General features: G+C 48.9%; 20 protein-coding genes. 6 read left to right on the top strand and 14 right to left on the bottom strand.

Annotated elements, in window-relative coordinates; genetic code table 11:
• The first annotated feature begins 24 nt into the window (after window positions 1-24).
• Window positions 25-1,113 (top strand): alkene reductase, encoded by a 1,089-nt coding sequence (locus D0Y50_RS12365; protein ID WP_108568288.1) that lies wholly within the window; start codon window positions 25-27, stop codon window positions 1,111-1,113.
• A 59-nt stretch (window positions 1,114-1,172) separates the two neighbouring features.
• Here the strand turns inward: D0Y50_RS12365 and D0Y50_RS12370 are convergent, their stop codons facing one another.
• Window positions 1,173-3,209 (bottom strand): NADPH-dependent 2,4-dienoyl-CoA reductase, encoded by a 2,037-nt coding sequence (locus tag D0Y50_RS12370; RefSeq protein ID WP_108568289.1) that lies wholly within the window; start codon window positions 3,207-3,209, stop codon window positions 1,173-1,175.
• 160 nt (window positions 3,210-3,369) lie between these two features.
• On the opposite strand from D0Y50_RS12370, the gene D0Y50_RS12375 reads away from it, so the two are divergent.
• Window positions 3,370-3,993, top strand: coding sequence for a TetR/AcrR family transcriptional regulator (locus D0Y50_RS12375; RefSeq protein ID WP_108568290.1), 624 nt, complete (start codon window positions 3,370-3,372; stop codon window positions 3,991-3,993).
• On the opposite strand, the gene D0Y50_RS12380 is transcribed toward D0Y50_RS12375, so the two are convergent.
• Window positions 3,953-5,590: a GMC family oxidoreductase gene (locus D0Y50_RS12380; RefSeq protein ID WP_108568339.1), complete on the bottom strand. Its 1,638-nt coding sequence runs from the start codon at window positions 5,588-5,590 to the stop codon at window positions 3,953-3,955. The two genes, D0Y50_RS12375 and D0Y50_RS12380, sit on opposite strands and share 41 nt — an antisense overlap.
• Window positions 5,591-5,810: 220 nt before the next feature.
• Between D0Y50_RS12380 and D0Y50_RS12385 the strand changes: the two genes are divergently transcribed.
• A complete protein-coding gene (locus D0Y50_RS12385) occupies window positions 5,811-7,244 on the top strand; it encodes a hypothetical protein (RefSeq protein ID WP_108568291.1) in 1,434 nt (477 codons plus the stop codon).
• Window positions 7,245-7,286: 42 nt separating this feature from the next.
• Here D0Y50_RS12385 and D0Y50_RS12390 read toward each other — a convergent pair whose 3' ends face one another.
• Window positions 7,287-7,781: a VOC family protein gene (locus tag D0Y50_RS12390; protein ID WP_232366253.1), complete on the bottom strand. Its 495-nt coding sequence runs from the start codon at window positions 7,779-7,781 to the stop codon at window positions 7,287-7,289.
• 230 nt (window positions 7,782-8,011) lie between these two features.
• Window positions 8,012-8,722, bottom strand: coding sequence for a fatty acid metabolism transcriptional regulator FadR (gene fadR / locus D0Y50_RS12395; protein WP_108568292.1), 711 nt, complete (start codon window positions 8,720-8,722; stop codon window positions 8,012-8,014).
• Between the two features lie 563 nt (window positions 8,723-9,285).
• Between fadR and nhaB the strand changes: the two genes are divergently transcribed.
• The 3 genes from nhaB to D0Y50_RS12410 are packed head-to-tail and all read left to right on the top strand — an operon-like array spanning window position 9,286 to window position 11,961.
• On the top strand, window positions 9,286-10,866 hold the full coding sequence (gene nhaB / locus D0Y50_RS12400) for a sodium/proton antiporter NhaB (protein WP_108568293.1): 1,581 nt from the start codon (window positions 9,286-9,288) through the stop codon (window positions 10,864-10,866).
• Between the two features lie 16 nt (window positions 10,867-10,882).
• Window positions 10,883-11,410, top strand: coding sequence for a disulfide bond formation protein DsbB (gene dsbB / locus D0Y50_RS12405; RefSeq protein WP_176582456.1), 528 nt, complete (start codon window positions 10,883-10,885; stop codon window positions 11,408-11,410).
• Entirely contained in the window at window positions 11,407-11,961 is a 555-nt protein-coding gene (locus D0Y50_RS12410) for a GNAT family N-acetyltransferase (protein WP_108568295.1), read from the top strand. Before dsbB ends, D0Y50_RS12410 begins: the two co-directional genes overlap by 4 nt.
• Before the next feature lie 10 nt (window positions 11,962-11,971).
• Here the strand turns inward: D0Y50_RS12410 and D0Y50_RS12415 are convergent, their stop codons facing one another.
• The 10 genes from D0Y50_RS12415 to tsaB form a co-directional block, all read right to left on the bottom strand.
• Window positions 11,972-12,466 (bottom strand): YcgN family cysteine cluster protein, encoded by a 495-nt coding sequence (locus D0Y50_RS12415; RefSeq protein ID WP_108568296.1) that lies wholly within the window; start codon window positions 12,464-12,466, stop codon window positions 11,972-11,974.
• On the bottom strand, window positions 12,463-13,140 hold the full coding sequence (locus D0Y50_RS12420; RefSeq protein ID WP_117317230.1) for a fumarylacetoacetate hydrolase family protein: 678 nt from the start codon (window positions 13,138-13,140) through the stop codon (window positions 12,463-12,465). Before D0Y50_RS12420 ends, D0Y50_RS12415 begins: the two co-directional genes overlap by 4 nt.
• 2 nt (window positions 13,141-13,142) lie before the next feature.
• The gene (locus D0Y50_RS12425; protein ID WP_117317232.1) at window positions 13,143-14,126 is read right to left on the bottom strand and encodes a lytic murein transglycosylase; all 984 of its coding nucleotides are present in this window, start codon (window positions 14,124-14,126) and stop codon (window positions 13,143-13,145) included.
• Between the two features lies 1 nt (window position 14,127).
• Window positions 14,128-14,427 carry a YcgL domain-containing protein gene (locus tag D0Y50_RS12430; protein WP_108568299.1) on the bottom strand — a complete coding sequence of 100 codons (300 nt, stop codon included), beginning with the start codon at window positions 14,425-14,427 and terminating at the stop codon, window positions 14,128-14,130.
• A gap of 8 nt (window positions 14,428-14,435) precedes the next feature.
• Window positions 14,436-15,608: a ribonuclease D gene (rnd, locus tag D0Y50_RS12435; protein WP_332308352.1), complete on the bottom strand. Its 1,173-nt coding sequence runs from the start codon at window positions 15,606-15,608 to the stop codon at window positions 14,436-14,438.
• A gap of 83 nt (window positions 15,609-15,691) precedes the next feature.
• Window positions 15,692-17,344, bottom strand: coding sequence for a long-chain-fatty-acid--CoA ligase FadD (fadD, locus tag D0Y50_RS12440; RefSeq protein ID WP_108568300.1), 1,653 nt, complete (start codon window positions 17,342-17,344; stop codon window positions 15,692-15,694).
• A 121-nt stretch (window positions 17,345-17,465) separates the two neighbouring features.
• Window positions 17,466-18,305, bottom strand: a complete 840-nt coding sequence (locus tag D0Y50_RS12445; protein ID WP_108568301.1) for an alpha/beta fold hydrolase — start codon at window positions 18,303-18,305, stop codon at window positions 17,466-17,468.
• A 137-nt stretch (window positions 18,306-18,442) separates the two neighbouring features.
• Entirely contained in the window at window positions 18,443-19,102 is a 660-nt protein-coding gene (locus D0Y50_RS12450) for a Slp family lipoprotein (protein WP_108568302.1), read from the bottom strand.
• 88 nt (window positions 19,103-19,190) lie between these two features.
• Window positions 19,191-19,493 (bottom strand): hypothetical protein, encoded by a 303-nt coding sequence (locus D0Y50_RS12455; RefSeq protein WP_108568303.1) that lies wholly within the window; start codon window positions 19,491-19,493, stop codon window positions 19,191-19,193.
• A 227-nt stretch (window positions 19,494-19,720) separates the two neighbouring features.
• A complete protein-coding gene (gene tsaB, locus D0Y50_RS12460; RefSeq protein ID WP_108568304.1) occupies window positions 19,721-20,401 on the bottom strand; it encodes a tRNA (adenosine(37)-N6)-threonylcarbamoyltransferase complex dimerization subunit type 1 TsaB in 681 nt (226 codons plus the stop codon).
• Window positions 20,402-20,404: the final 3 nt, after the last annotated feature.

Raw genomic sequence — 20,404 nt, forward strand, 5'->3', positions numbered from 1 at the left:
TTTGTGGTCTATTCAGGAATTTTCATGACAGATTTATTTTCAGCCGGCAGTACCGGTACGATTGAACTGCGTAATCGCATTTTTATGGCACCGCTCACCCGCAGCCGTGCCCATGATGACACGGATATCCCTTCGGATATGGCTATCACGTATTACGCCCAGCGGGCTTCTTCGGGCTTGATTGTGTCAGAAGCGACGCAAATTAACCCACAAGGAAAGGGTTATATCCAAACACCAGGCATTTATACCGCGGAACAGGTAAGCAAATGGCGTGAAATTACTGACGCGGTGCATGCTAAAGGCGGTAAAATTGTTTTGCAATTATGGCATGTAGGGCGTATCAGCCATACGCACTTTCAGCCTGATGGCCAAGCCCCCCTTGCGCCTTCTGCTATTCAACCCGATGTAGAGGTGTTTTTTGATGGCCAGAAGCAGCCTGCGTCCACTCCCAAAGCAATGCGTGTGGAAGAAATAGAAAACACGGTGGAAGATTATCGCCAGGCAGCGAAAAATGCGCGCGAAGCAGGTTTTGACGGAGTAGAAATTCATGCAGCTAACGGCTATCTGATAGACCAGTTTTTGCGTGACAAAACGAATCAGCGTGAAGATGAATACGGTGGTTCTGTGCAAAATCGGATGCGTTTTCTCAGTCAGGTCACAGAGGCGGTGTTGAGTCAGTGGGACGCCTCTCAGGTGGGTATTCGCCTGTCTCCTATCGGTAATCAGAACGACATAGATGATAGCGATCCGTTAGGCACGTTTACTTATATCATTGAGCGCCTGAACCAGTATGGTTTAGCATATTTGCATATGGTTGAGCGTTTTCCAGGGCTGCCGACCAATAACAAGGACCTTAAAATTCAGGCAGCGCTGCGCCAAGCATGGCAGGGTTTTTATATCGCCAATGGTGATTACGACTATCTTACCGCACAAAATGCGGTGGAGTCAGAGTATGCAGATGCGGTGGCGTTCGGCCGTACCTATATTGCGAACCCCGACCTTGCAGAACGCTTTGAAGTGGGCGCCTCACTGAATGAACCCGACCCGGATACCTTTTATGGTGGCGGCGAAGAAGGGTACACCGACTACCCGTTTATGCAGCAAGACAGCTAATAAGCCGTGTTGGTATTAACGACTTGAAGGGCATCCCAGGATGCCCTTTGTTTAATCTGCTAAAGGCTGGCTGCCAGCCGTGTACCTTGATCGATGGCCCGTTTGGCATCAAGCTCCAAAGCTTCGTCGGCCCCCCCAATCAGATGATAAGGCATCGTCAGACCCTCGGTCAGTGCCCGCAAAGGCTCTTGCCCCGCACACACGATAATATGGTCAACATCCAGTAGTTTGGCCTCACCGTCGACAGTGATGTGCAAACCAGCATCATCAATTTTATTGTAATGCACACCGGTAAGCATGGTGACCCCTTTACTTACCAGGCTGGCCCGATGCGCCCACCCGGTAGTTTTCCCTAGACCAGCCCCTATTTTACTGGTTTTGCGTTGAAGCAGATAAATATCGCGCGCCGCCGGTTCAGGCTCAGGTTGCATACCTTCAACGCCCCCACGGGCAGTAAATGTCATATCTATGCCCCATTCGCGCATAAACGCGGGGATATCCAGACTGGGCTGGGCTTTACCGTGAGCAAGATATTCTGCGGTATCAAAACCAATGCCGCCGGCACCAATAATTGCGACCTTCTGGCCGACCGGACGATGATGTTTTATCACATCCAGATATGACAACACTTTGGAATGATCAATGCCTACTATGTCCGGCGTTCTGGGCACGATTCCGGTAGCCAGAATAACGTCATCAAAACCAGCATCATTGAGTTGCTGGGCGCAGGCTTCGGTATTGAGGTTTACAGTGACATTATGCAGTGCTAATTGTTTATCGAAATAACGCAATGTTTCGCTAAACTCTTCTTTTCCGGGTATTTGACGGGCAATATTAAACTGGCCACCGGTGCTAGACTCTTTATCAAACAGCGTGACCTTATGGCCGCGAGACGCCGCCGTCACCGCCGCCGCCAGACCAGCCGGCCCAGCGCCGACCACAGCAATATTTTTGCGTTGCTCGGCGGGTTTGATAACCAGCTGTAATTCGTGGCAGGCTCGAGGATTAACCAAACAACTGGTTAGCTTGCCGTTAAATACATGATCCAGGCACGCCTGATTACAACCGATACAGGTATTAATCTCATCGGCTTTATTCTGTTCTGCTTTGATAACAAAATCTGCATCCGCTAAAAAGGGCCGGGCCATGGAAATCATGTCGGCATCCCCCCGAGCTAATACCGCTTCAGCCACCTGCGGGGTATTAATACGGTTTGAAGTAATTACCGGAATGGAGAGTGCTTGCCTGAATTTTGCTGTAACCCAGGTAAACGCAGCCCGGGGCACCCGGGTTGAAATAGTAGGGATGCGTGCTTCGTGCCAGCCAATGCCGGTATTGATAATAGTCGCCCCAGCCTGCTCAATGAGCTTACCTAACTGCACGACCTCGGCATAATCTGATCCCCCTTCGACCAGGTCCAGCATAGAAAGCCGATAAATAATAATAAACTGTTCGCCCACCGCCTCGCGAACCCGCCGCACTACTTCAATGGGTAAACGAATGCGGTTTTCATACTCCCCACCCCAGCCATCATCGCGATGGTTGGTACGACGGGCGATAAACTGATTGAGAAAGTAACCCTCGGAGCCCATAATTTCTACGCCATCGTACCCGGCTTTTTGCGCTTGTTGTGCAGTAAATACAAAGTCATCAATTTGCTGATGAATTTCATCATCTGTTAAGGCTTTGGGCTTAAACGGATTGATAGGTGCTTGTAAAGCGGAAGGAGCCACCAGCTTTTCGCTGTAAGCATAACGCCCGGTATGCAGTATCTGCATGCATATTTTTCCGCCCGCCTGGTGCACAGCATCAGTGACCTCTTTATGATGGGCCACCGCTTTATCACTATTAAGGCGCCGTGTGACCGGGTGAGTAGCGCCCTCTTCGTTGGGCCCTATGCCCCCGGTAACAATCAGGCCCACGCCCCCTTTCGCGCGTTCTGCGTAAAACGCTGCCATATGCTTATGCCCACTGGGCATCTCTTCCAGTCCGGTATGCATTGACCCCATCAGTACCCGGTTTTTTAACTGCGTAAACCCCAAATCCAGGGGGGCAAAGAGATGAGGATAGACAGAATGTGGGGTGTGGTTTTCCATGAGATCGCCTGTAAACAGAGTAAAAAATAAGGGCAAATACGAAAATTGTGGTGCGCCCTGGCTCAACGCCAACTAAACTAGACAGCGTCAAGATAGTATGCAATATTGACAGTGTCAAGATAGATTTTTTCATTTCATTTACATTTATACAGGCAGTAATGTGGCTCACAAACAGGCTTATCATCACGGCGATTTGCGCGCGTCCATTATCAGCGCCGCTACCGCACGGTTGGAGTTGCATGGCATCGAACAGCTGTCACTGCGCAAACTTGCTGAAGATCTCGGGGTGTCCCGTACCGCCCCCTATCATCACTTCAAAGATAAGAATGCACTGCTTAGCGCCATTGCCGCTACCGGGTTTGAAAACTGGAAAGTTACTGCGCAGTCAATTTTTGAACGTGAAGACTTGCCGGCCAAAACCCGCCTAACCCGGTTTATTCACGCCTACATTCATTATGCGGCGCAGCATCCGCAGCTATATGACCTGATGTTTGGCCGTACATTGTGGCAACATAATAATGCCACTGAAGATTTGAAAGCGGTGGCCTACCCTACTTTTCATTATCAGGTAAGCATGACACGGCACTGGCAACAGCATGGCTTATTGCCAGCAGATACCGATGCGTTAAGGCTGGCCCAAGTTACCTGGGGTACCTTACATGGTATTGCGCGACTAGTAATTGATGGCGTGTATGCCAACAGCAGTCATATTGATGACATGTGTGATACTGCTGCCGCTCTATTTATGCAGCAGTACCGCGGCGCTGCCGATCCTGCAGGATAAAGCAGGCAGCCCGTTCAGCTATCATCACTACAGCAGCATGAGTATTACCGCCTATAATAGAAGGCATTACCGAGGCGTCGACCACCCGTAACCGTTTTACCTTTATAACTTTTAGTTCAGGGTCAACCACTGCCCATGAATCGTCGGGGCGGCCGATTTTACACGTGCCTACAGGGTGATAAATAGTCTCACTATATTCACGGATAAATTCTGTTAACGCGCTATCGCTGGTGCGTTCCATACCGGGTAACACTTCTTTTTTCAAACAGGGCGCCAAGGCTTCACTATGAAGAATTTGGCGCGCCATCCGTAGCCCATCAAGCATTACAGGTAAATCTGCAGGATGGCTAAGATAACGGGGATCAATAATCGGCGGATCGGCCGGGTGACTACTGTATAAGCGAATTTCGCCGCGGCTTTTGGGGTACAGATTACATACGTGCAAGCCAAAGCCATAACCAAAAGTGGTACGTCGGCCATGGTCGTTCAAGCGCGCCGGTAAAAAGTGAAATTGCAAATCGGGTTTGCCAGGAGACGCGGTAGCAGAACAGGCAAACCCACCCGCTTCAGCTATATTGGAACTGAACGGTCCATTCCGCCGAAAGGCGTACGCCAAAGCGGCATGGAAAAACGTAGGTAGCGCTGCCGGGGTTACTGCATAGCCGTGCCGCCCAGCGCTTGCGCACTGTACGATCACATCTAAATGATCTTGCAGGTTCTGCCCTACACCCGGGGCCTCTGCCACCAGCGCTATACCATGACGTTGTAATTCCTGTTTGGGCCCGATTCCGGATAACATTAATAACTGGGGCGAATTGATAGCACCAGCACATACTATGGTTTCGCTTCGGGCCAGAATTTGCTCTGAGGTGCCACTACTTCGAAGCTGTACCCCCGCTGCCGCTCCGGCTTTTATCAGTATTTTCTCAACCAATACCTGGGTTTTAATGACCAGGTTTACCCGCCCTGTAATGCCGCCTAAATAGGCTTTAGCACTTGAACAGCGCTGACCCTGTGACTGGGTAACATGGTACAAACCCAGCCCTTCGCGATGGGCGCGGTTAAAGTCATTGCACTGTGGCAATCCTACTTCGCGAGCGGCGGCTACAAAACGCCGTGAAAGGGGGTCGACATGGCGCAGTGAGTTAACCTGTAATGGGCCACCATGGCCATGATATTCATCTGCCTCCCCGGCAAAGTTTTCGGCCTTTTTAAACCAAGGTATGACGTCTTTTGCGCCCCAACCTATGGCACCGGCCCGCACCCAGTCATCGTAGTCGCTGTATTGTCCTCGAATGTAGCACATCGCATTAATAGAACTGCTGCCGCCCAACGTTTTGCCGCGGGGCCAGAATAATTCGCGGTCATTAAGGGCGGTTTGTGGCGCAGTGGTGTATCCCCAATTCAGGTTCGTCACGCGACTTAACCCTGCTAAACCAAATGGAATATGAATTAATGGGTGTTTATCGCATTTCCCTGCTTCAATAAGACACACGGTTATGGCAGGATCCGCACTAAGTCTGGCTGCCAATACGGCCCCGGCTGATCCCGCTCCGACTATAATATAATCGAATTCTTTGGGCGGAGAGGCCAGCATTACCGGCATCGCCAGATATAAAAGTGAGTAGGCACAACGCATCCTTCTTTTGTACTGTTAACACTTTTATAACATAAATTCAGTTAAACACACTCTCTGGGTATGTTAACTATTATCCCTGCACCTGTAATTTGCGTGTAGCGCCGCATACAACTGGGTTATCGGTTGTGAATGGTTTAGTCGCAGCCCTCTTTCCACCAGGGGCAGCAAAAGGAACGATGTGAATAAGAAGATTGAAAACCCGGATAGCCTGTACACCCAGCAAATTAAAAAATTGCTTGATGAGGTGTATCCTAATGACACTAGCGCGCCGTCAATATATGCTGACGCACGTCATTTTTATACCCTAACGCCTTCCTTGTTGGTCCATATCCGGGAAACCGAAGAGCAGCTCGCCAGTGCCATGGAGCGCGATGAAACAGGCTCACAGGTTGCCGAGTTACACATTAAGCTGAAAAAAAGTAAGCAAAAGCTGGAAGATGAGCGGCAAGCCCGCATTGAACGCATCAATACGGTAAGCCGCACTATTATCAGTCTGTGTGAAGCGGATAACTATGACGAAACACAGTTACTTAGTGCAAAGTTCCTGGGCACACTTATGTTATTAACCCAAGGGACGGCCCCGGGGTTTGCCCGCTTCCATCAGCGCTTAAAGCCGCTGTATAAAGCGGTGCTGATATTGCGCCTGGTCGACAAACTGATTCAGGATGAAAGTATTTCTCATCCTTATCTGGCGCTTTATCGCCCTTCTTTGTCACGTATGAATGGTGATCGCTACTGGCGCGATAAGTGGGAAAAAGAGTTGGCTATTCCGTTAATATCGGCAGCGTTATTGCAGGACATTGGCTTGCAGCATCCCGATGCGCAACATATTTTGGTGGGCGAAAACCGCGACGAAAATGAATTCAGGCTATTGGCTGAAGGCCAACGTAAAGCGTTACTTAAGCTAAACTTCTTACATACCATGAATTATCTAAAACGCGGTTTGGGCATGCCGACTTATGTGGGGGTGGATGTGGAGGAACGTCACCGCTTCAACCAGCTGCATGAAGCCGCAAATTTATTTCGCGAAAAGCTGATGCACGATGCGTTTGTATCAAAAAGTGGTATTGGTGAGTTACTTAAAGTACCGCAAATTTATGTTTCGATTATTCTTTCCACCAAAAGTGATTATACCCGCAAGGAATTACCTAAAGGCTACTTACTGATAGAACAGTTAGCCAAAAAAGGCGGCCTGAATAATAAACTGGCCGAGGCATTTATCCAGATTGTTGGCTATTTCCCGCAAGGTTTTGGCATAGCCTTTATACCGGAAAATGAACGGGGGGAAGAAAAAAACCAGTTTGAATACGCTATTGTGAATCAGCTGAACCCAAAACACCCGGCCGAGCCCCATTGTCGGGTTGTGTCGCGGAATCTGAACTATACCACTTCGGGGCCGGATGAGGTGGTCAGCAAATCCCGCAATCTGTACTTCCCGGCTAATCAGAAAAAATTAATGCGCATCGGCCGCGACCGGTTGCAGGAAATAATGAGTCAGCTGAAAAGTAACTTCAATGCCGATTCAGTAGACCAGCTTGCGCCACCATGGTGGGAGCCTGCCGATTTCTTTGCCGACAAAAAGCATCAGAATTTATGGAAAAAAGGCAACTGACGATGGTTGCCCTTCACCTGCCCACTAAAAAAGCAGGGCTGTTTACTGTAGCGAGTGTAAACCAATAGTATTGCCTTCGGTGTCTTTCACCAAGGCAATATGGCCGTATTCACCTATCGCCATTTTGGCTTGTACCACGCTGCCCCCAGCCTGTTGTGCCCGCTGTTGCTCCTGTTCACAGTTGTCACAGCTGAAATAAACAATAATTCCGCCAGTGCCGGCTTGATGTGACGGGTTATGAACCAACGCACCGCTACAGCCGTGCGCCTCATGATTGCCATAAAAAGATAGCATGGTCAAAGCTTCATCAGAGGGGTCGCTAAGTTCCTCAAGGGTGGTATCAAGCATAGTTTCATAGAATGCACGGGCGCGTTTAATATCATCTACATATATTTCAAACCACACCAACGGGTTAATATCCATAACCGATTTTCCTGTAATAGTAAGGGTCATAAATACCTGGCGGGTACGGTTAATACCGCCAATTACTACAGGCAACCAAGCCATAGCCAGGGTGTATACTGCACTCAAAAGCATAGCACGCGCCTCGGCGCACACAGGTCAGATAAGTGTTAAAGGTAGGATTAAGAGACGCCCCCGCGGATACGCCATTATGTGAAAAATGCGGGGCAATACCACTGCAGGACCGAGGAAACAGGGCGCGCACAAAAAAAGGTGCTGAAGCACCTTTTTGTTGTTTACACTTTTCGGGCAATCCCCGCTGAGCTACATGCTAAGAACAGCGCTCAGATAGCATTTTATTAGGGTTAGTCGACCAAATCTTTGGGCATTTCTTCACGTACCTGCTGCCACACTTTGCCAGATTCAATTCCGTAGTTACGAACCACTACCGGCACCGCATCGAAATCGCCCTGTTCGGCCACTTCAAGCAGCTTAGCATAAAAGTTACGCGCTACCCGTTGGGCATTTTCATGCGAGAAAAAATAGCCCCCGATACGCGAGTAGAGTCCTCTGAAGCCATTCATCATTAACACAAATACATTGTTACCCGAGGCCAGAGCAAGATCATGATTCATTTGATAATCATAATTAGCGAAGGCAGCGCCATCCGCTTCCACGTCTTTATAGCGAGAAATAATTTTGATCGCTTCTTCAGGGTTATGGCGAATAGCACCCCGAATAAATACTGCACTTAAATTAGTGCGGGCAGCCAGCAGGTTATCAACCAGTTCAGGGATACCTTCCTGGTCTAACCGCGCCAGTGTTTCCAGGATATTCAGACCGCAGGTTTCCCAAAAGTTATTAACTTTGGTCGGCTTTCCATGTTGTATAGTCAGCCAGCCATCTCGGGCTAACCGCTGCAACACTTCGCGTAAGGTAGTGCGGGTTACCCCTATCAGTTCGGACAATTCGCGTTCAGCGGGGAGAATAGTGCCCGGAGGGAAACGTCCGCTCCAAATTGATTCTACGATATATTCTTCAGCAAATCCGGCAGGACTCTGGGCCTTATAAATCATAATTTTTTCGCCTGAACATCTCTTCTTATAATAGTCAACTGATTGTACCAGATGCCTTTTAATATACACAATCTATTAATGGCCTCCAACACAGGCTTTTCGCTGCCTGGGTGTAAACATTGGCCGGTTATTACGCAAATTTTAGCGTATGTATGAAAGCATGATAGTACAACTTTTACGATACCCTTTTGATATAGATGTTGTAGAGTGCCTATAAGCAAGTTTATGCGAGGCAAACTTTGCCATCTTAAGTCTTATAACCGGTGGTTTCGCCTTTGCTGTTTCGCCCTATAGGGAAACGCTATGTTACTGAAGGCAGTAATAATTTGCGGTTTGCTTACGCACTATAGCCAGCGATTGATAGTTTTATTGGCAATTCGCCGGCTAAATAAGCTCGCTGGCTTCCGCAGTTGTTAATTTTACGCTAGGCTTAATTGTCTCTAAACCCAGAATGACAATACGTGTCATTACATATGCCAGCCTGTCGGTTACTTTTTCAGGTTTGGCGAAAATAATTAAAACAACGTAGCGCGTGTCTACAAGTTGTAGAAGGATTTATACTCATGCAAACCTCGATGTCCATGGCTCTGTACCGAAATTTCCTCGGCCATGCGCCTGACTGGTACAAGAACACCATCATTGCCTGTTTAATTGCCAATCCGTTTATCTTTATGTTGGATAGTTATTTGGCAGGCTGGGTTCTGATAATCGAATTTATCTTCACTTTGGCGATGGCGCTCAAATGCTATCCGCTACAGCCGGGTGGCTTACTGCTTATCGAAGCAATGGCTATCGGCATGACGACCCCCGAACACATGTTGCACGAAATTCAGGTTAATTTGGAAGTGCTGTTGCTGCTGGTGTTTATGGTTGCCGGCATTTACTTTATGAAAGATCTGCTCATGTATTTGTTTACCAAGCTGGTCATTAAAGTAAAGAACAAGATGATATTGTCGTTGTCCTTTATTGCCGCTTCGGCTTTTTTATCGGCGTTTTTGGATGCCCTGACGGTGGTGGCCGTAATTATCAGTGTCGGTCTAGGCTTTTACACTATTTACCACAAGGTTGCCTCGGGCAAAGAATTCCATCATGACCATGACCACACCACCGATGATGGTGTACACGAATTGGGCCGCAACGACTTAGAAGATTTCCGTGCGTTTTTACGCAACTTGATGATGCATTCCGCGGTAGGTACGGCGCTTGGCGGCGTTATGACAATGGTAGGCGAACCACAAAACCTAATAATTGCCGATAAAGCCGGTTGGAACTTCATAGAATTCTTTATTCGTATGGCGCCAGTGTCGCTGCCGGTGTTCGTGTTCGGACTCCTCACTACCATCGTGCTGGAAAAAACCAAAATTTGTAGCTACGGGGCACAATTGTCGCCAGCCGTGCGCGAGATTCTGGTGGATTACGACAAGCATATGGACCAGGAACGTACGACACGCGATAAAGCCCGCCTGGCGGTCCAGGCATTGATCGGCGTATGGCTGATTGTCGGTTTGGCGGGCCATTTTGCTTCAGTGGGTTTAATCGGCTTATCAGTCATTATTCTGGCTACCTCCATGAGCGGCATTATCGAGGAGCACGCTCTGGGTAAAGCATTCGAAGAAGCACTCCCCTTCACAGCGTTACTTTGTGTGTTCTTTGGGGTAGTGGCGGTTATTATCGACCAGGGGCTGTTCCAACCCGTTATCCATTGGGTACTAAGCTTTGAAGGGAAAACCCAGTTAGTCATGTTCTATCTGGCCAACGGCGTATTATCTATGGTGTCTGACAATGTATTTGTGGGCTCGGTGTATATAACCGAAGTGACGGCCGCATTGGCGGAAGGAAAAATTACCCGTGACCAGTTTGACCTGCTGGCAGTAGCCATCAATACCGGTACTAATCTGCCTAGCGTAGCTACACCTAATGGCCAAGCAGCCTTTTTGTTCCTGCTGACCTCAGCCATTGCCCCGTTACTGCGCTTGTCTTACGGTAAAATGGTAATTATGGCGTTACCCTACACCGTGGTATTGACACTGGTAGGTCTGGCAGCAACGTATTTCGGGTTACTCGACGCAACGCAGATGTTGTACGACGCTAACCTTATTGAACATCACTCCGGTGAAGTATCTACTGGCAGCGAGTCGCATTAAGGAACGTGATCTGTAAATGATGAGTGTAATTCGTTTAATAAGCCGTCAGGCCGAGAAAAAATCGGCCTGGGCTTTACTTTTTATCAGTGCGTTGGCGCTGGAAGTGGCGGCCCTTTATTTCCAGTACGGTCTGGGGCTTCAGCCTTGTATTATGTGTATTTACCAGCGTACTGCCATGTATGGCATCGTGTTAGCGGGCCTATTGGTCATGGTGGTTAACAACAGCTTCACCCGTTTATTGGGCTTTGCAGGCTGGGCAATAGCAGCTGGCTGGGGGGGCTTGATAGCATTTGAGCATGTAGAAATCCTTCAGGCGTCAAACCCATTTTTTGCCAGTTGTGAAATTGTGCCTAACTTCCCTTCTTTTATGCCATTGCATGAATGGTTACCCGCTATTTTTGCGGCGAAGGGCGATTGCATGGAAGATGGCTGGCGCTTTATGTCAATGGGCATGGCGCAATGGATGATTGTGATCTTTGGCGCTTATTTTGCTGTATTTTTGGTAGTATTTATTAGCCGCCTGTTAGACAAGAAGCCCTTTTGACCGATCTTACCACCCTTGCCGCGCGCTTGCCGGTAGCCCATGCCGATTACGACCAGTTAACCGTGGCACGGCTATCTGGCCGCCATACCCAGGCGCTGGCAGAAGCATGCGTGTTTGCTGCCAGCCATGTTAAGCCATGGCTGGGCACTGCCCTATGCCCGGTTACCCCTGCTGCCGTACGCAAGTTTATCGACGATGCCGAACACAAGAAAGATGCGGGATATGGCATCACCTACTTAATGATGGACGGCCAGCGCTGTTTGGGTATGGGCTTTATAAATTATATTCACCCCGTGCACTACACTGCTAACCTTGGTTTCTGGATACGCCCTGATGCGTGCGGTAAGGGCCTTGCTGTAGCATTATGTAAAAGTTTAACCAAGTTGGCTTTTTCGCAAATGCAATTACACCGCTTAGAGCTATTTATTGAACCTGCTAACAAAGCCAGTATGAAAGTAGCCCAGAAGCTGGGGGCCCAGCCTGAAGGATTGTGTCGAAAGCGGATATTTGGCCGCGACGCCTACTTATACGCGCTGTTGGCCGAAGATTAACAGCACTGGCCTAATCCAAATCTTCGAGCGGCCAAAGCGCGATATAATCTTCAAAATGGGTTAAGTCCACATCTGTTTCATAAACGGTTTTGCCTCTAACCGACATCCCTTCTTTGTGCATTGCTGCTTTCTTGCCTTTATTTAACAACGGATGCCATGACGGCAGCCCGCGATTTTCATAAAGCCGCCGGTAACTACAACTGGTGGGCATAAAGAAAATATCTTTTAAATTTTCTTTGGTAAGCTTCACGCAGTCAGGCACCAGTACAGTTCGGTTTTCATATTGAGTGCACTGACAGGCTTTGGTGTTCAAATAGGAACATACGATATTGGTATAATGCACCTGCTCATCTGCACGTAATTCATCAGTTGGGGCTGCTTCATTAGCCTCATCATCTTCAATAAATTTGTGTAAGCAGCATTTACCACAACCGTCGCATAGCGCTTCCCATTCCTGGTCATTCATTTGTTCCAGTGTTTTGGTTTCCCAGAACCGTTCAGTCATATTGTTACTACATGTGTATTGATATTAATAAAATCGGCCAGTTGAACGGCCAGCTTGTCGCCATGGCAAAGAGGCCCTACCCCTTTTGGAGTGCCTGTCATCACAATATCTCCTGGTTCAAGTGTAAATTGCTGAGATATCTGTACGAGCAGGTCTAGTACCGGGCCCATCATATCAGCACTATTACCTTGTTGGCGAACCTCATTATTAACCGACAGACTAAATGGCAGTGACTGCAAGCTGGCAATTTGGCAGGCTGGCACAAAGCCAGATACCGGACAGCTAAAGTCAAATGCTTTCGCCCGCTCCCACGGGTGACCATCGGCTTTAAGCTGCGCCTGAACATCACGCAACGTCAGATCCAGGCCCACGCCTACGCCCCAAATCACCTTTTGCAGTTCAGCGTCGGTAGCCCCCTGGGGTGCCTTACATAAAGTCTGGCCAATCAACACAGCAATCTCTACTTCATTATGACAAACCCCTTGATCAGCGGGGATGCTAACCGGCTGTGTTAGATGACACAGCGCCGTTTTCGGCTTCATAAATAATAACGGTGCGACAGGAACCTGAGACTGCATTTCCGTAATGTGGTCGAGATAGTTGCGACCCACGCACATAACTTTGCCTACTGGTAAATCTACCGGTAGGCCCAGGTTATCGGTATGACGGTACATGGTTACTCTCCTTTGTTAATGCGGTCAGCCAGATAGCCCACCGACACCCCAAAGTAACGTGAACGATTCCACTTCATCAGGGTGTGAAAGTTATTGTAGACCAGATAAATTCTGCCCTTTTCCCCGTCAGGCATGATAAGTGAGGCAGGCAAAGGCAAATCGGGCAAGGGCTGGCCGTTATAGCGCCTGACACCGCGTGTATGCCAGGTGGATAACGGCGCCATGTTGGCCGCTGCCAAGCCTTCATGTTCCGCATCATAACCATTGGTCAAGATGACCTGACGACCCCAGGTATATTGATCACTCCAGCCTTCTGAGGACAAAAAATTGGCAATTGAGGCGAACACGTCGGCGGGCGTTCCCCAGATATCTTTACGGCCATCTTTATCATAATCGACTGCATAATGGAGAAACGAGGTTGGCATAAATTGGCTTTGCCCCATCGCCCCAGCCCACGAACCGGTGAGCTTATCTGGTTTAATATGGCCTTCTTTAAGAATCTGTAAGGCGGCGAAAAACTGCTTTTTAAACAGTGTTTCCCGCCTGCCCTCGTAAGCTAGCGAAGATAATGCACTGAGCACATCAAAGTTGCCCTGCAATTTTCCGAAGTTAGATTCGTTGCCCCATAACGCCACGATGAAACGTGGTTGGACGTTGTATTGCTGGCCAATCTCCTGCAATAAAGATTTGTGCTGCTGCAGCAGTTTGACAGCTTGTGCCACTTTCCAGTCAGGAACCCGTGATGCCAGATAGCTATCAAGGGTTATTTTTTGCTCTGGCTGATTTTTGTCTGCCTTGACGACCGTAGGCCTGAACTGCATTTTGGCAAAAAGAGGCTCTAGCCAGGTTTCGTTGTAGCCTTGGGCCACCGCTTCTTGTTTCAACGTGGTCAGGTACCGGCTATAGCCTGCTTCATCTTTTGCCGCCGTAGCGGCCAGCGACATCAGCACCAACCAGCTGCCTATAACTAATCGACACAGTTTCATACTAAAATTTCTTAGTTTCTTCGCGCGAGGAGAGACCTAAAGACGACCGGTGCTCGGCCAGCCAATCTTCCTGGCGAGGGGGTATTTGCAGGTAAAAGCCTTGGTCGTTTAGGGCTGCTATCAGTGTTGCCTTATCTACCCGACCTAATGCCTCGCGTTTATTTAACGGTAATAACATGACGAGTTCCGGGCGGCCGAATTGCGCCATAAGCGCTTCGGGCACAGCCGAAAAATCTTCTTTTTTAGGCACGTATAAAAACATGCCTTCTTTTTTACGAGTTTTGTAAACTGCGCACAGCATAATGGTTCCTATGAGGTGGTTCCCAGTAAGGTGTCCAAATGAGAGCTAAAAAGGGGCGCTCGCCAACTACTTAACAAATCCGGTTTCAGGCCTTGTACTCGGGTTTCATCCAAAGTCAGCCAATACCATTTTAGTACCTGATTCATTTGCTTTTTCGATGCGACAACTTCAACGGGTACCTGTTGCTGGGCAGCAATATCATCGGCCAGCGTCTTTAGTTTACCCAACATCTTTTTATACTCTGGAAATTCGACCAGCCGGCGTACCCGGGCTAATTGCTCCGTGGCCGGAATATCATCGTATTCTTCCAACGCTTTTTGCACCACTGCTAATAATGTGTCGCCATGTCGACGCATAGTGGGGCCAATCATTCCATCGATAGCGCTAAGCGCATTGCGACTTTGTGGTAAGCGTAGCGCAATATCCAGCATCACCGACTCTTTCACCACGAAATTAAGGGCAATGTCTTTTTGCCGCGCAGTACCCAGCCGCCACGCTGCTAAATGCTGTAATACCGTTAATTGCTGACTATTAAGCTTCCAGTTATTTTTAACCGGTAAATAAGCAAACGCCAATGGCAGTTGGGACTTTTTCTTCAGTCCCAGCGCGGCTATCTCATCAAACACCCATTGGGTTTTACCGCATTCGGCCATGCGTTCGTTTAACTGATGATATACCGGTAACAGATAGAGCACATCGTTCGCGGCGTATACCAGCTGATTGGCACTGAGAGGCCGAGCCAACCAGTCGGTTCGCGATTCGCCTTTATCCAATGCCACGCCACTCAACTCTTCCACCAGTCGCGCATAGCCTAAAGACGGCCCTAAGCCTAACACCGCCGCCGCAAATTGCGTATCAAACACCGGCTCAGGTAAAGTATCGAAGGCCGCCAGAAAGGCTTCCAGGTCTTCTGAACATGAATGCAGCACCTTTATTACGGCTGGGTTTTCCAATAACCGAACAAAAGGGGTCATATCATCTATGGCCAGCGGGTCAATTAATACCAATTGCTTGCCATCGTACAACTGCAACAAGCCTAGTTGAGGGGTAAGCGTTCGGGTACGCACAAATTCTGTATCCAGGGCAATGGCTTCGCACTGGCTGGCAGCATCACATACAGCCTTAAGGTCGCGGTAAGTGGTGACTAATTCATAATCCATAATAATAAAAACAGCCGGCATTTGCCGGCTGTCCCTGATAAACCTGTTAAACGCCGCGCCGGCAAAATACGGTGTGGCAAGAATAAAAGTAAACTACAGCATGGTTAATCCCGCAACTCTCTACGCAGAATTTTACCTACGTTAGTTTTAGGCAGCTCGTCTTTAAACACTACCTGCTTAGGCACTTTGTAACCAGTAAGGTGTTTACGGCAATGGGCAATAACATCCTGAGCGGTTAAGCTGGGGTCTTTTTTGACCACATACAGCTTAACCACTTCGCCGCTAACCTCATGCGCTACGCCAATAGCGGCGGCTTCTACAATACCAGCATGCATTGCAGCGACTTCTTCAATTTCATTTGGAAATACATTGAAGCCAGAGACCAGAATCATATCTTTTTTCCGGTCAACAATATAGAAGTAACCCTGTTTATCTACCCGGGCTATATCCCCGGTGGCTAACCAGCCATCTTTTAAAATCTCTTCTGTTGCTTCTGGACGGTTCAAATAGCCCAACATAACCTGCGGGCCTTTCACCCACAGCTCACCGGGCTCGCCCTCTGGCACTTCATTGCCATCATCGTCGAGCAATTTAATATCGGTGGAAGGTACTGGTAAGCCAATTGTGCCTTTGTATTCCCCAATCTGTGGGGGCGTGACGGCCACTACCGGCGAACACTCTGTTAATCCATACCCCTCTAACAATACGGTGCCCGTTACCTCATGCCACTTTTCAGCTACTGGACGCTGCACAGCCATCCCGCCGCCCAGCCCAAATTTAAATTTACTGAAATCCAGTTCAGCAAACCCTGGGGTATTGAGTAAACCGTTAAATAAGGTGTTAACGCCAGGTAAGATAGCAAAGGGGTATTTCTGTAATTCTTTTATAAAACCCGGCATATCCCTGGGGTTGGTGATAAGCAGGTTTGGGCAGCCGTATTTCAAAAACAGCAAGCCGTTGGCCAGTAACGCAAAGATATGATAAAGCGGCAGCGCGGTCACCACTAAATCCTTACCTTTATCAATAACTGTCTCCAGTATACCGGAGACCTGTTCAAGATTGGCAATCATATTGCGATGCGTCAGCATTGCACCTTTGGATACCCCGGTGGTACCCCCGGTGTATTGCAAGAAAGCCAGGTCATCGCCGGTGATCTCTGGCCGGGTGAAGGTCTGGTTCGCACCCTGCTTAACCGCTGCCATAAACGACATAGACTGCGGTAAATCAAACGCCGGCACCAGTTTTTTGACATGCTTCACCACAAGATTAACCACCCATCGTTTGGGCACGGGAAGCATATCGCCTAATGCCGTTAAAAGAACATGTTTAACCGGGGTGTCGGCCACTACCTCTTGCAGGGTGCAGGCAAAATTCTCCACTATTACAATGCCTTTTGCATTGGCATCGGATAGCTGGTGCTTCAATTCGCGGGCGGTATAAAGCGGGTTAACATTAACTACTACCATACCGGCGCGTAAAATACCGAACATGGCAACCGGGTATTGCAGCAGATTGGGCATCATAATTGCCACGGCATCGCCGCGTTGCAAACCACTGTTTTGCAGATAAGCCGCAAACTGAGCGCTCAATACGTCCAACTCTTTAAACGATATCTCATGGCCCATATTGATATAAGCCGTTTTATCGCCGTAATTTTGAACAGATTGCTCAAATATATCTACTACGGACGCATAATGATCCGGGTCAATTTCAGCATTTACACGAGGGTCATAATGCTCCAGCCAGGTTTTCTCCACAAAACCTCCTACTTATTATTCTTTTAACGGTACTTCCAGGGCATGCTGTTTGAGAAATGCACAACTGGTCTGATTACTTGGCTATAGTAGCGGAAGTACCCGTAAAGATAAATGACCACGTTTACAATTGTTCAACAAAACGTTTGATGGCAGCCCCTACCTCATCTGGCTTTTCCATATGAATATGATGACCGCCTACAAAATATTCACATTGCGCATTTTTAAACCAAGCTTCTCGTTTAGGATAGTTTTCCTGCAGATTTTTAAAACTATTGGTGGCCCCGGCAAAATATACCGGACATTGGATATCGCCCATTAACGCTTTTGCCTGAGGGTCTGTCAGGCGCAGATTGGAGCGGGTACGCAACTTAGGATCGCTAGCCCAGAAATAGTGCCCACCGGCATCTTGTGTCAAATTACGCTTTAAAATTACCCGGGCGTGCTCTTCACTGATATCGCTAACCTGGCAACGCGCCTCCACCGCTTGTTCAATGTCGACCACCTTTAAACGATTACGGGTTTTCTTAAAGCGGCTTTCAATGGAATCACGCAATTGCTCCGTGGTGGTCTCAACAGGTTTAGTTAGTGGCCCGCAAGCATCAATACTTACGACACCGCTGACTTTTTCGGGAAATACTGCGGCATACATTGTAGCCAAAATGCCCCCCAGGGAGTGACCCAGCAACACGACTTTATCAAACTCCTTATGCTGAATGAGTGCGTGTAAATCCTGCAAGTAGTCGACTAAATTGTAGTGGGCCCCATGCGGACGATGGCTGGAGTTTCCATGTCCGGCCAGATCTAAGGCAATAAACCGGCAATTGTGGAGGAAGGGGGCCAGCGGTTCCAGGCTAGCAGCATTATCTAAATAACCATGTAGCCCAATCACTACCGGTCCTGCACCCTGGTTATCCAACGCTGTTAGTGTGGCGGCGCCCGCCTGAAATTCTGTTTCTATCATGAGTCATCCTGTCAGTCTGGAAACGCAAAAGGCGGCAAAAAGCCGCCACCCTGCTGGCATATAATTGCCGGCCAGCGGCAACTATATGACATTTATTTGCAGACTTTTATACCGCCTGAAACAGGTAAGGATCGTCTTTAATCATTAATTATCTTGCCCCGGGAGGGCGGCACTTTTTGCAACTGTGCTGGGGCTCGATCCGCTGACTGCGGCAAACGTGGTGTAAAGCCCCGACTTTCAATAACCCGAATACGCGAGGTACCAAAACCCCAGCCGCCGCCAAACGGATGATGACGATAGTAAAAAGGCGAATACCAACCGGTATTATAGTTAAAGTAAAGCGTAGACACATCGTATGTTTGCACTTCCCGCCACAAATGATAATCCCGCGCTTTAATTGAGGGATACATATAGGGCTGTTCGCCTACCATACCGGCTAGCGGCGTAACAACGTTACCCACAAAAGTAACCGCCCGCCCTTTTTCAAATACAATAGGATCAACAAAGCCGTCTATCTGTACTTTAAATCGACCCACCGTTTCTTCCGAAGTATTGGGCCGACCGTAATGATTGAGAGGAAAATGGACAACCTCGACAAAGGTCTTTTTAGGTTTATTTTCCACCCCGACTATCACCCCGCCCCAACGAGCAGTTCTACCGGTAACCTCTTCACCGCCGGTCACTGATTGCTGGTAGGATACCAAGGTGGTCCCATCTGGCACAGCCAGATTGTCCGGTACCATCGCACAACCTGACAACAGCAATACGGCACTGGCAAACAACACTTTTAACAACATAAATATCCCCTGAAGACCGAGATTTATCATTACGATAGTATATGAAAATGGGATGAATAAAAGCTGAACAAGCTGAGAATTTACACAGTTAGGCGTAAATATCGACACCGAGCATATCACGGATGGTGTCGCGCTGCGCTTCACGCTCCAGGCTCATGTAAGCCCCCACGGCCTGCTGCCCTTTGCCTTGCGGTTGATCATAGCCGGCCTCCTGTTGGAACCGTTTTGCCTGATTCAGGGTATCGCGATCGGCGCTGGTGCGTAGGCTCTGGCTCGCTTCTACCGCAGGTGCCGGCGTCTCACGTTCAACGCGACGCACTTTGCTGGTGTCGGCGGGCGGCCGACTTTGCGGGTCAGGGGCGAGGACAGAAAAAGTAGCGTTGATATCCATAGTCAGGTGCAGATTAACTCACACGTTACTGTGCCACAGGGCAACCATTAGATAATGTTCACAAGCCAGGTCAGGTATCGTGGCCTGCACGTTTATATGCTCAGTATGAGCGCTTTATCAGAAACTATCAAAGCAATATATATGCCCAAAAGATTAAATTTCACGCTGGGACCCCGCGCGGCTGAATTGGCTAGCTGTTGCAACCACCAAGCGGGGTATGGGTAATGCTATTCGCGGCCCGGCAACTTTTTCCAGGTGACTTTATCGCGTAAATATACCGGCTGAACGGTATCGGCGCTAAACGTACGACCGGCAGTGAACTCCGCGTTGGCCAAAGGCAGCATATAACGGGCCTGCGGAAACTCAACGTTTGGCGCATTCTGCGCTAAGCGCGACGCAAGCGAAGGATAAGCTGCCCAGCCTGTGCCTACCGCAATAAAACCCGATTGCGGGCAGTGCCCTGCGGCTTCTTCCGGCGGGCAAACAACTTCCTCGCCCTGCAAGCAGGCCAATCCTTGCTCTTCTACAAAATGACCAAAGTACACTTCACTCATTCTGGCATCAATTGCGCTGTACACCGTTGTGGCGTGTTGCTCTTCGATTGCCTGTTGGGCCATAGCGGCCAAGGTGCTGATGCCCACCACGGGTAAGTTAGCGCCCAGCGCCAGGCCCTGTATCATGCCGGTGGCGATACGCACGCCAGTAAAGCTACCAGGGCCGCGGCCAAATACCAGGCCATCCAGTTGGGCTAAGGTAACCCCCGCTTCTGCCAGCACCTCATCTACCATAGGCAGCAATTTCTGGCTATGTTGCTGGGGGCAAATATCGAAGCGATGAAACTGTGCTGATTTGTAATTCAGGGCGACCGAAAGCGCTTCGGTTGCGGTATCAATGGCTAATAAATTCATATC

It is taken from the genome of Salinimonas sediminis, from assembly GCF_003429285.1.
Taxonomy (GTDB): Bacteria; Pseudomonadota; Gammaproteobacteria; order Enterobacterales; family Alteromonadaceae; genus Alteromonas; species Alteromonas indica.

Coding starts and splice junctions, on each gene's coding strand:
- D0Y50_RS12365 (WP_108568288.1), top strand. CDS start 25: ATGACAGATTTATTTTCAGCCGGCAGTACCGGTACGATTGAACTGCGT.
- D0Y50_RS12370 (WP_108568289.1), bottom strand. CDS start 3,209: ATGGAAAACCACACCCCACATTCTGTCTATCCTCATCTCTTTGCCCCC.
- D0Y50_RS12380 (WP_108568339.1), bottom strand. CDS start 5,590: ATGCTGGCCTCTCCGCCCAAAGAATTCGATTATATTATAGTCGGAGCG.
- D0Y50_RS12390 (WP_232366253.1), bottom strand. CDS start 7,781: ATGCTTTTGAGTGCAGTATACACCCTGGCTATGGCTTGGTTGCCTGTA.
- fadR (WP_108568292.1), bottom strand. CDS start 8,722: ATGATTTATAAGGCCCAGAGTCCTGCCGGATTTGCTGAAGAATATATC.
- nhaB (WP_108568293.1), top strand. CDS start 9,286: ATGCAAACCTCGATGTCCATGGCTCTGTACCGAAATTTCCTCGGCCAT.
- dsbB (WP_176582456.1), top strand. CDS start 10,883: ATGATGAGTGTAATTCGTTTAATAAGCCGTCAGGCCGAGAAAAAATCG.
- D0Y50_RS12415 (WP_108568296.1), bottom strand. CDS start 12,466: ATGACTGAACGGTTCTGGGAAACCAAAACACTGGAACAAATGAATGAC.
- D0Y50_RS12420 (WP_117317230.1), bottom strand. CDS start 13,140: ATGTACCGTCATACCGATAACCTGGGCCTACCGGTAGATTTACCAGTA.
- D0Y50_RS12425 (WP_117317232.1), bottom strand. CDS start 14,126: ATGAAACTGTGTCGATTAGTTATAGGCAGCTGGTTGGTGCTGATGTCG.
- D0Y50_RS12430 (WP_108568299.1), bottom strand. CDS start 14,427: ATGCTGTGCGCAGTTTACAAAACTCGTAAAAAAGAAGGCATGTTTTTA.
- rnd (WP_332308352.1), bottom strand. CDS start 15,608: ATGCCGGCTGTTTTTATTATTATGGATTATGAATTAGTCACCACTTAC.
- D0Y50_RS12445 (WP_108568301.1), bottom strand. CDS start 18,305: ATGATAGAAACAGAATTTCAGGCGGGCGCCGCCACACTAACAGCGTTG.
- D0Y50_RS12450 (WP_108568302.1), bottom strand. CDS start 19,102: ATGTTGTTAAAAGTGTTGTTTGCCAGTGCCGTATTGCTGTTGTCAGGT.
- D0Y50_RS12455 (WP_108568303.1), bottom strand. CDS start 19,493: ATGGATATCAACGCTACTTTTTCTGTCCTCGCCCCTGACCCGCAAAGT.
- tsaB (WP_108568304.1), bottom strand. CDS start 20,401: ATGAATTTATTAGCCATTGATACCGCAACCGAAGCGCTTTCGGTCGCC.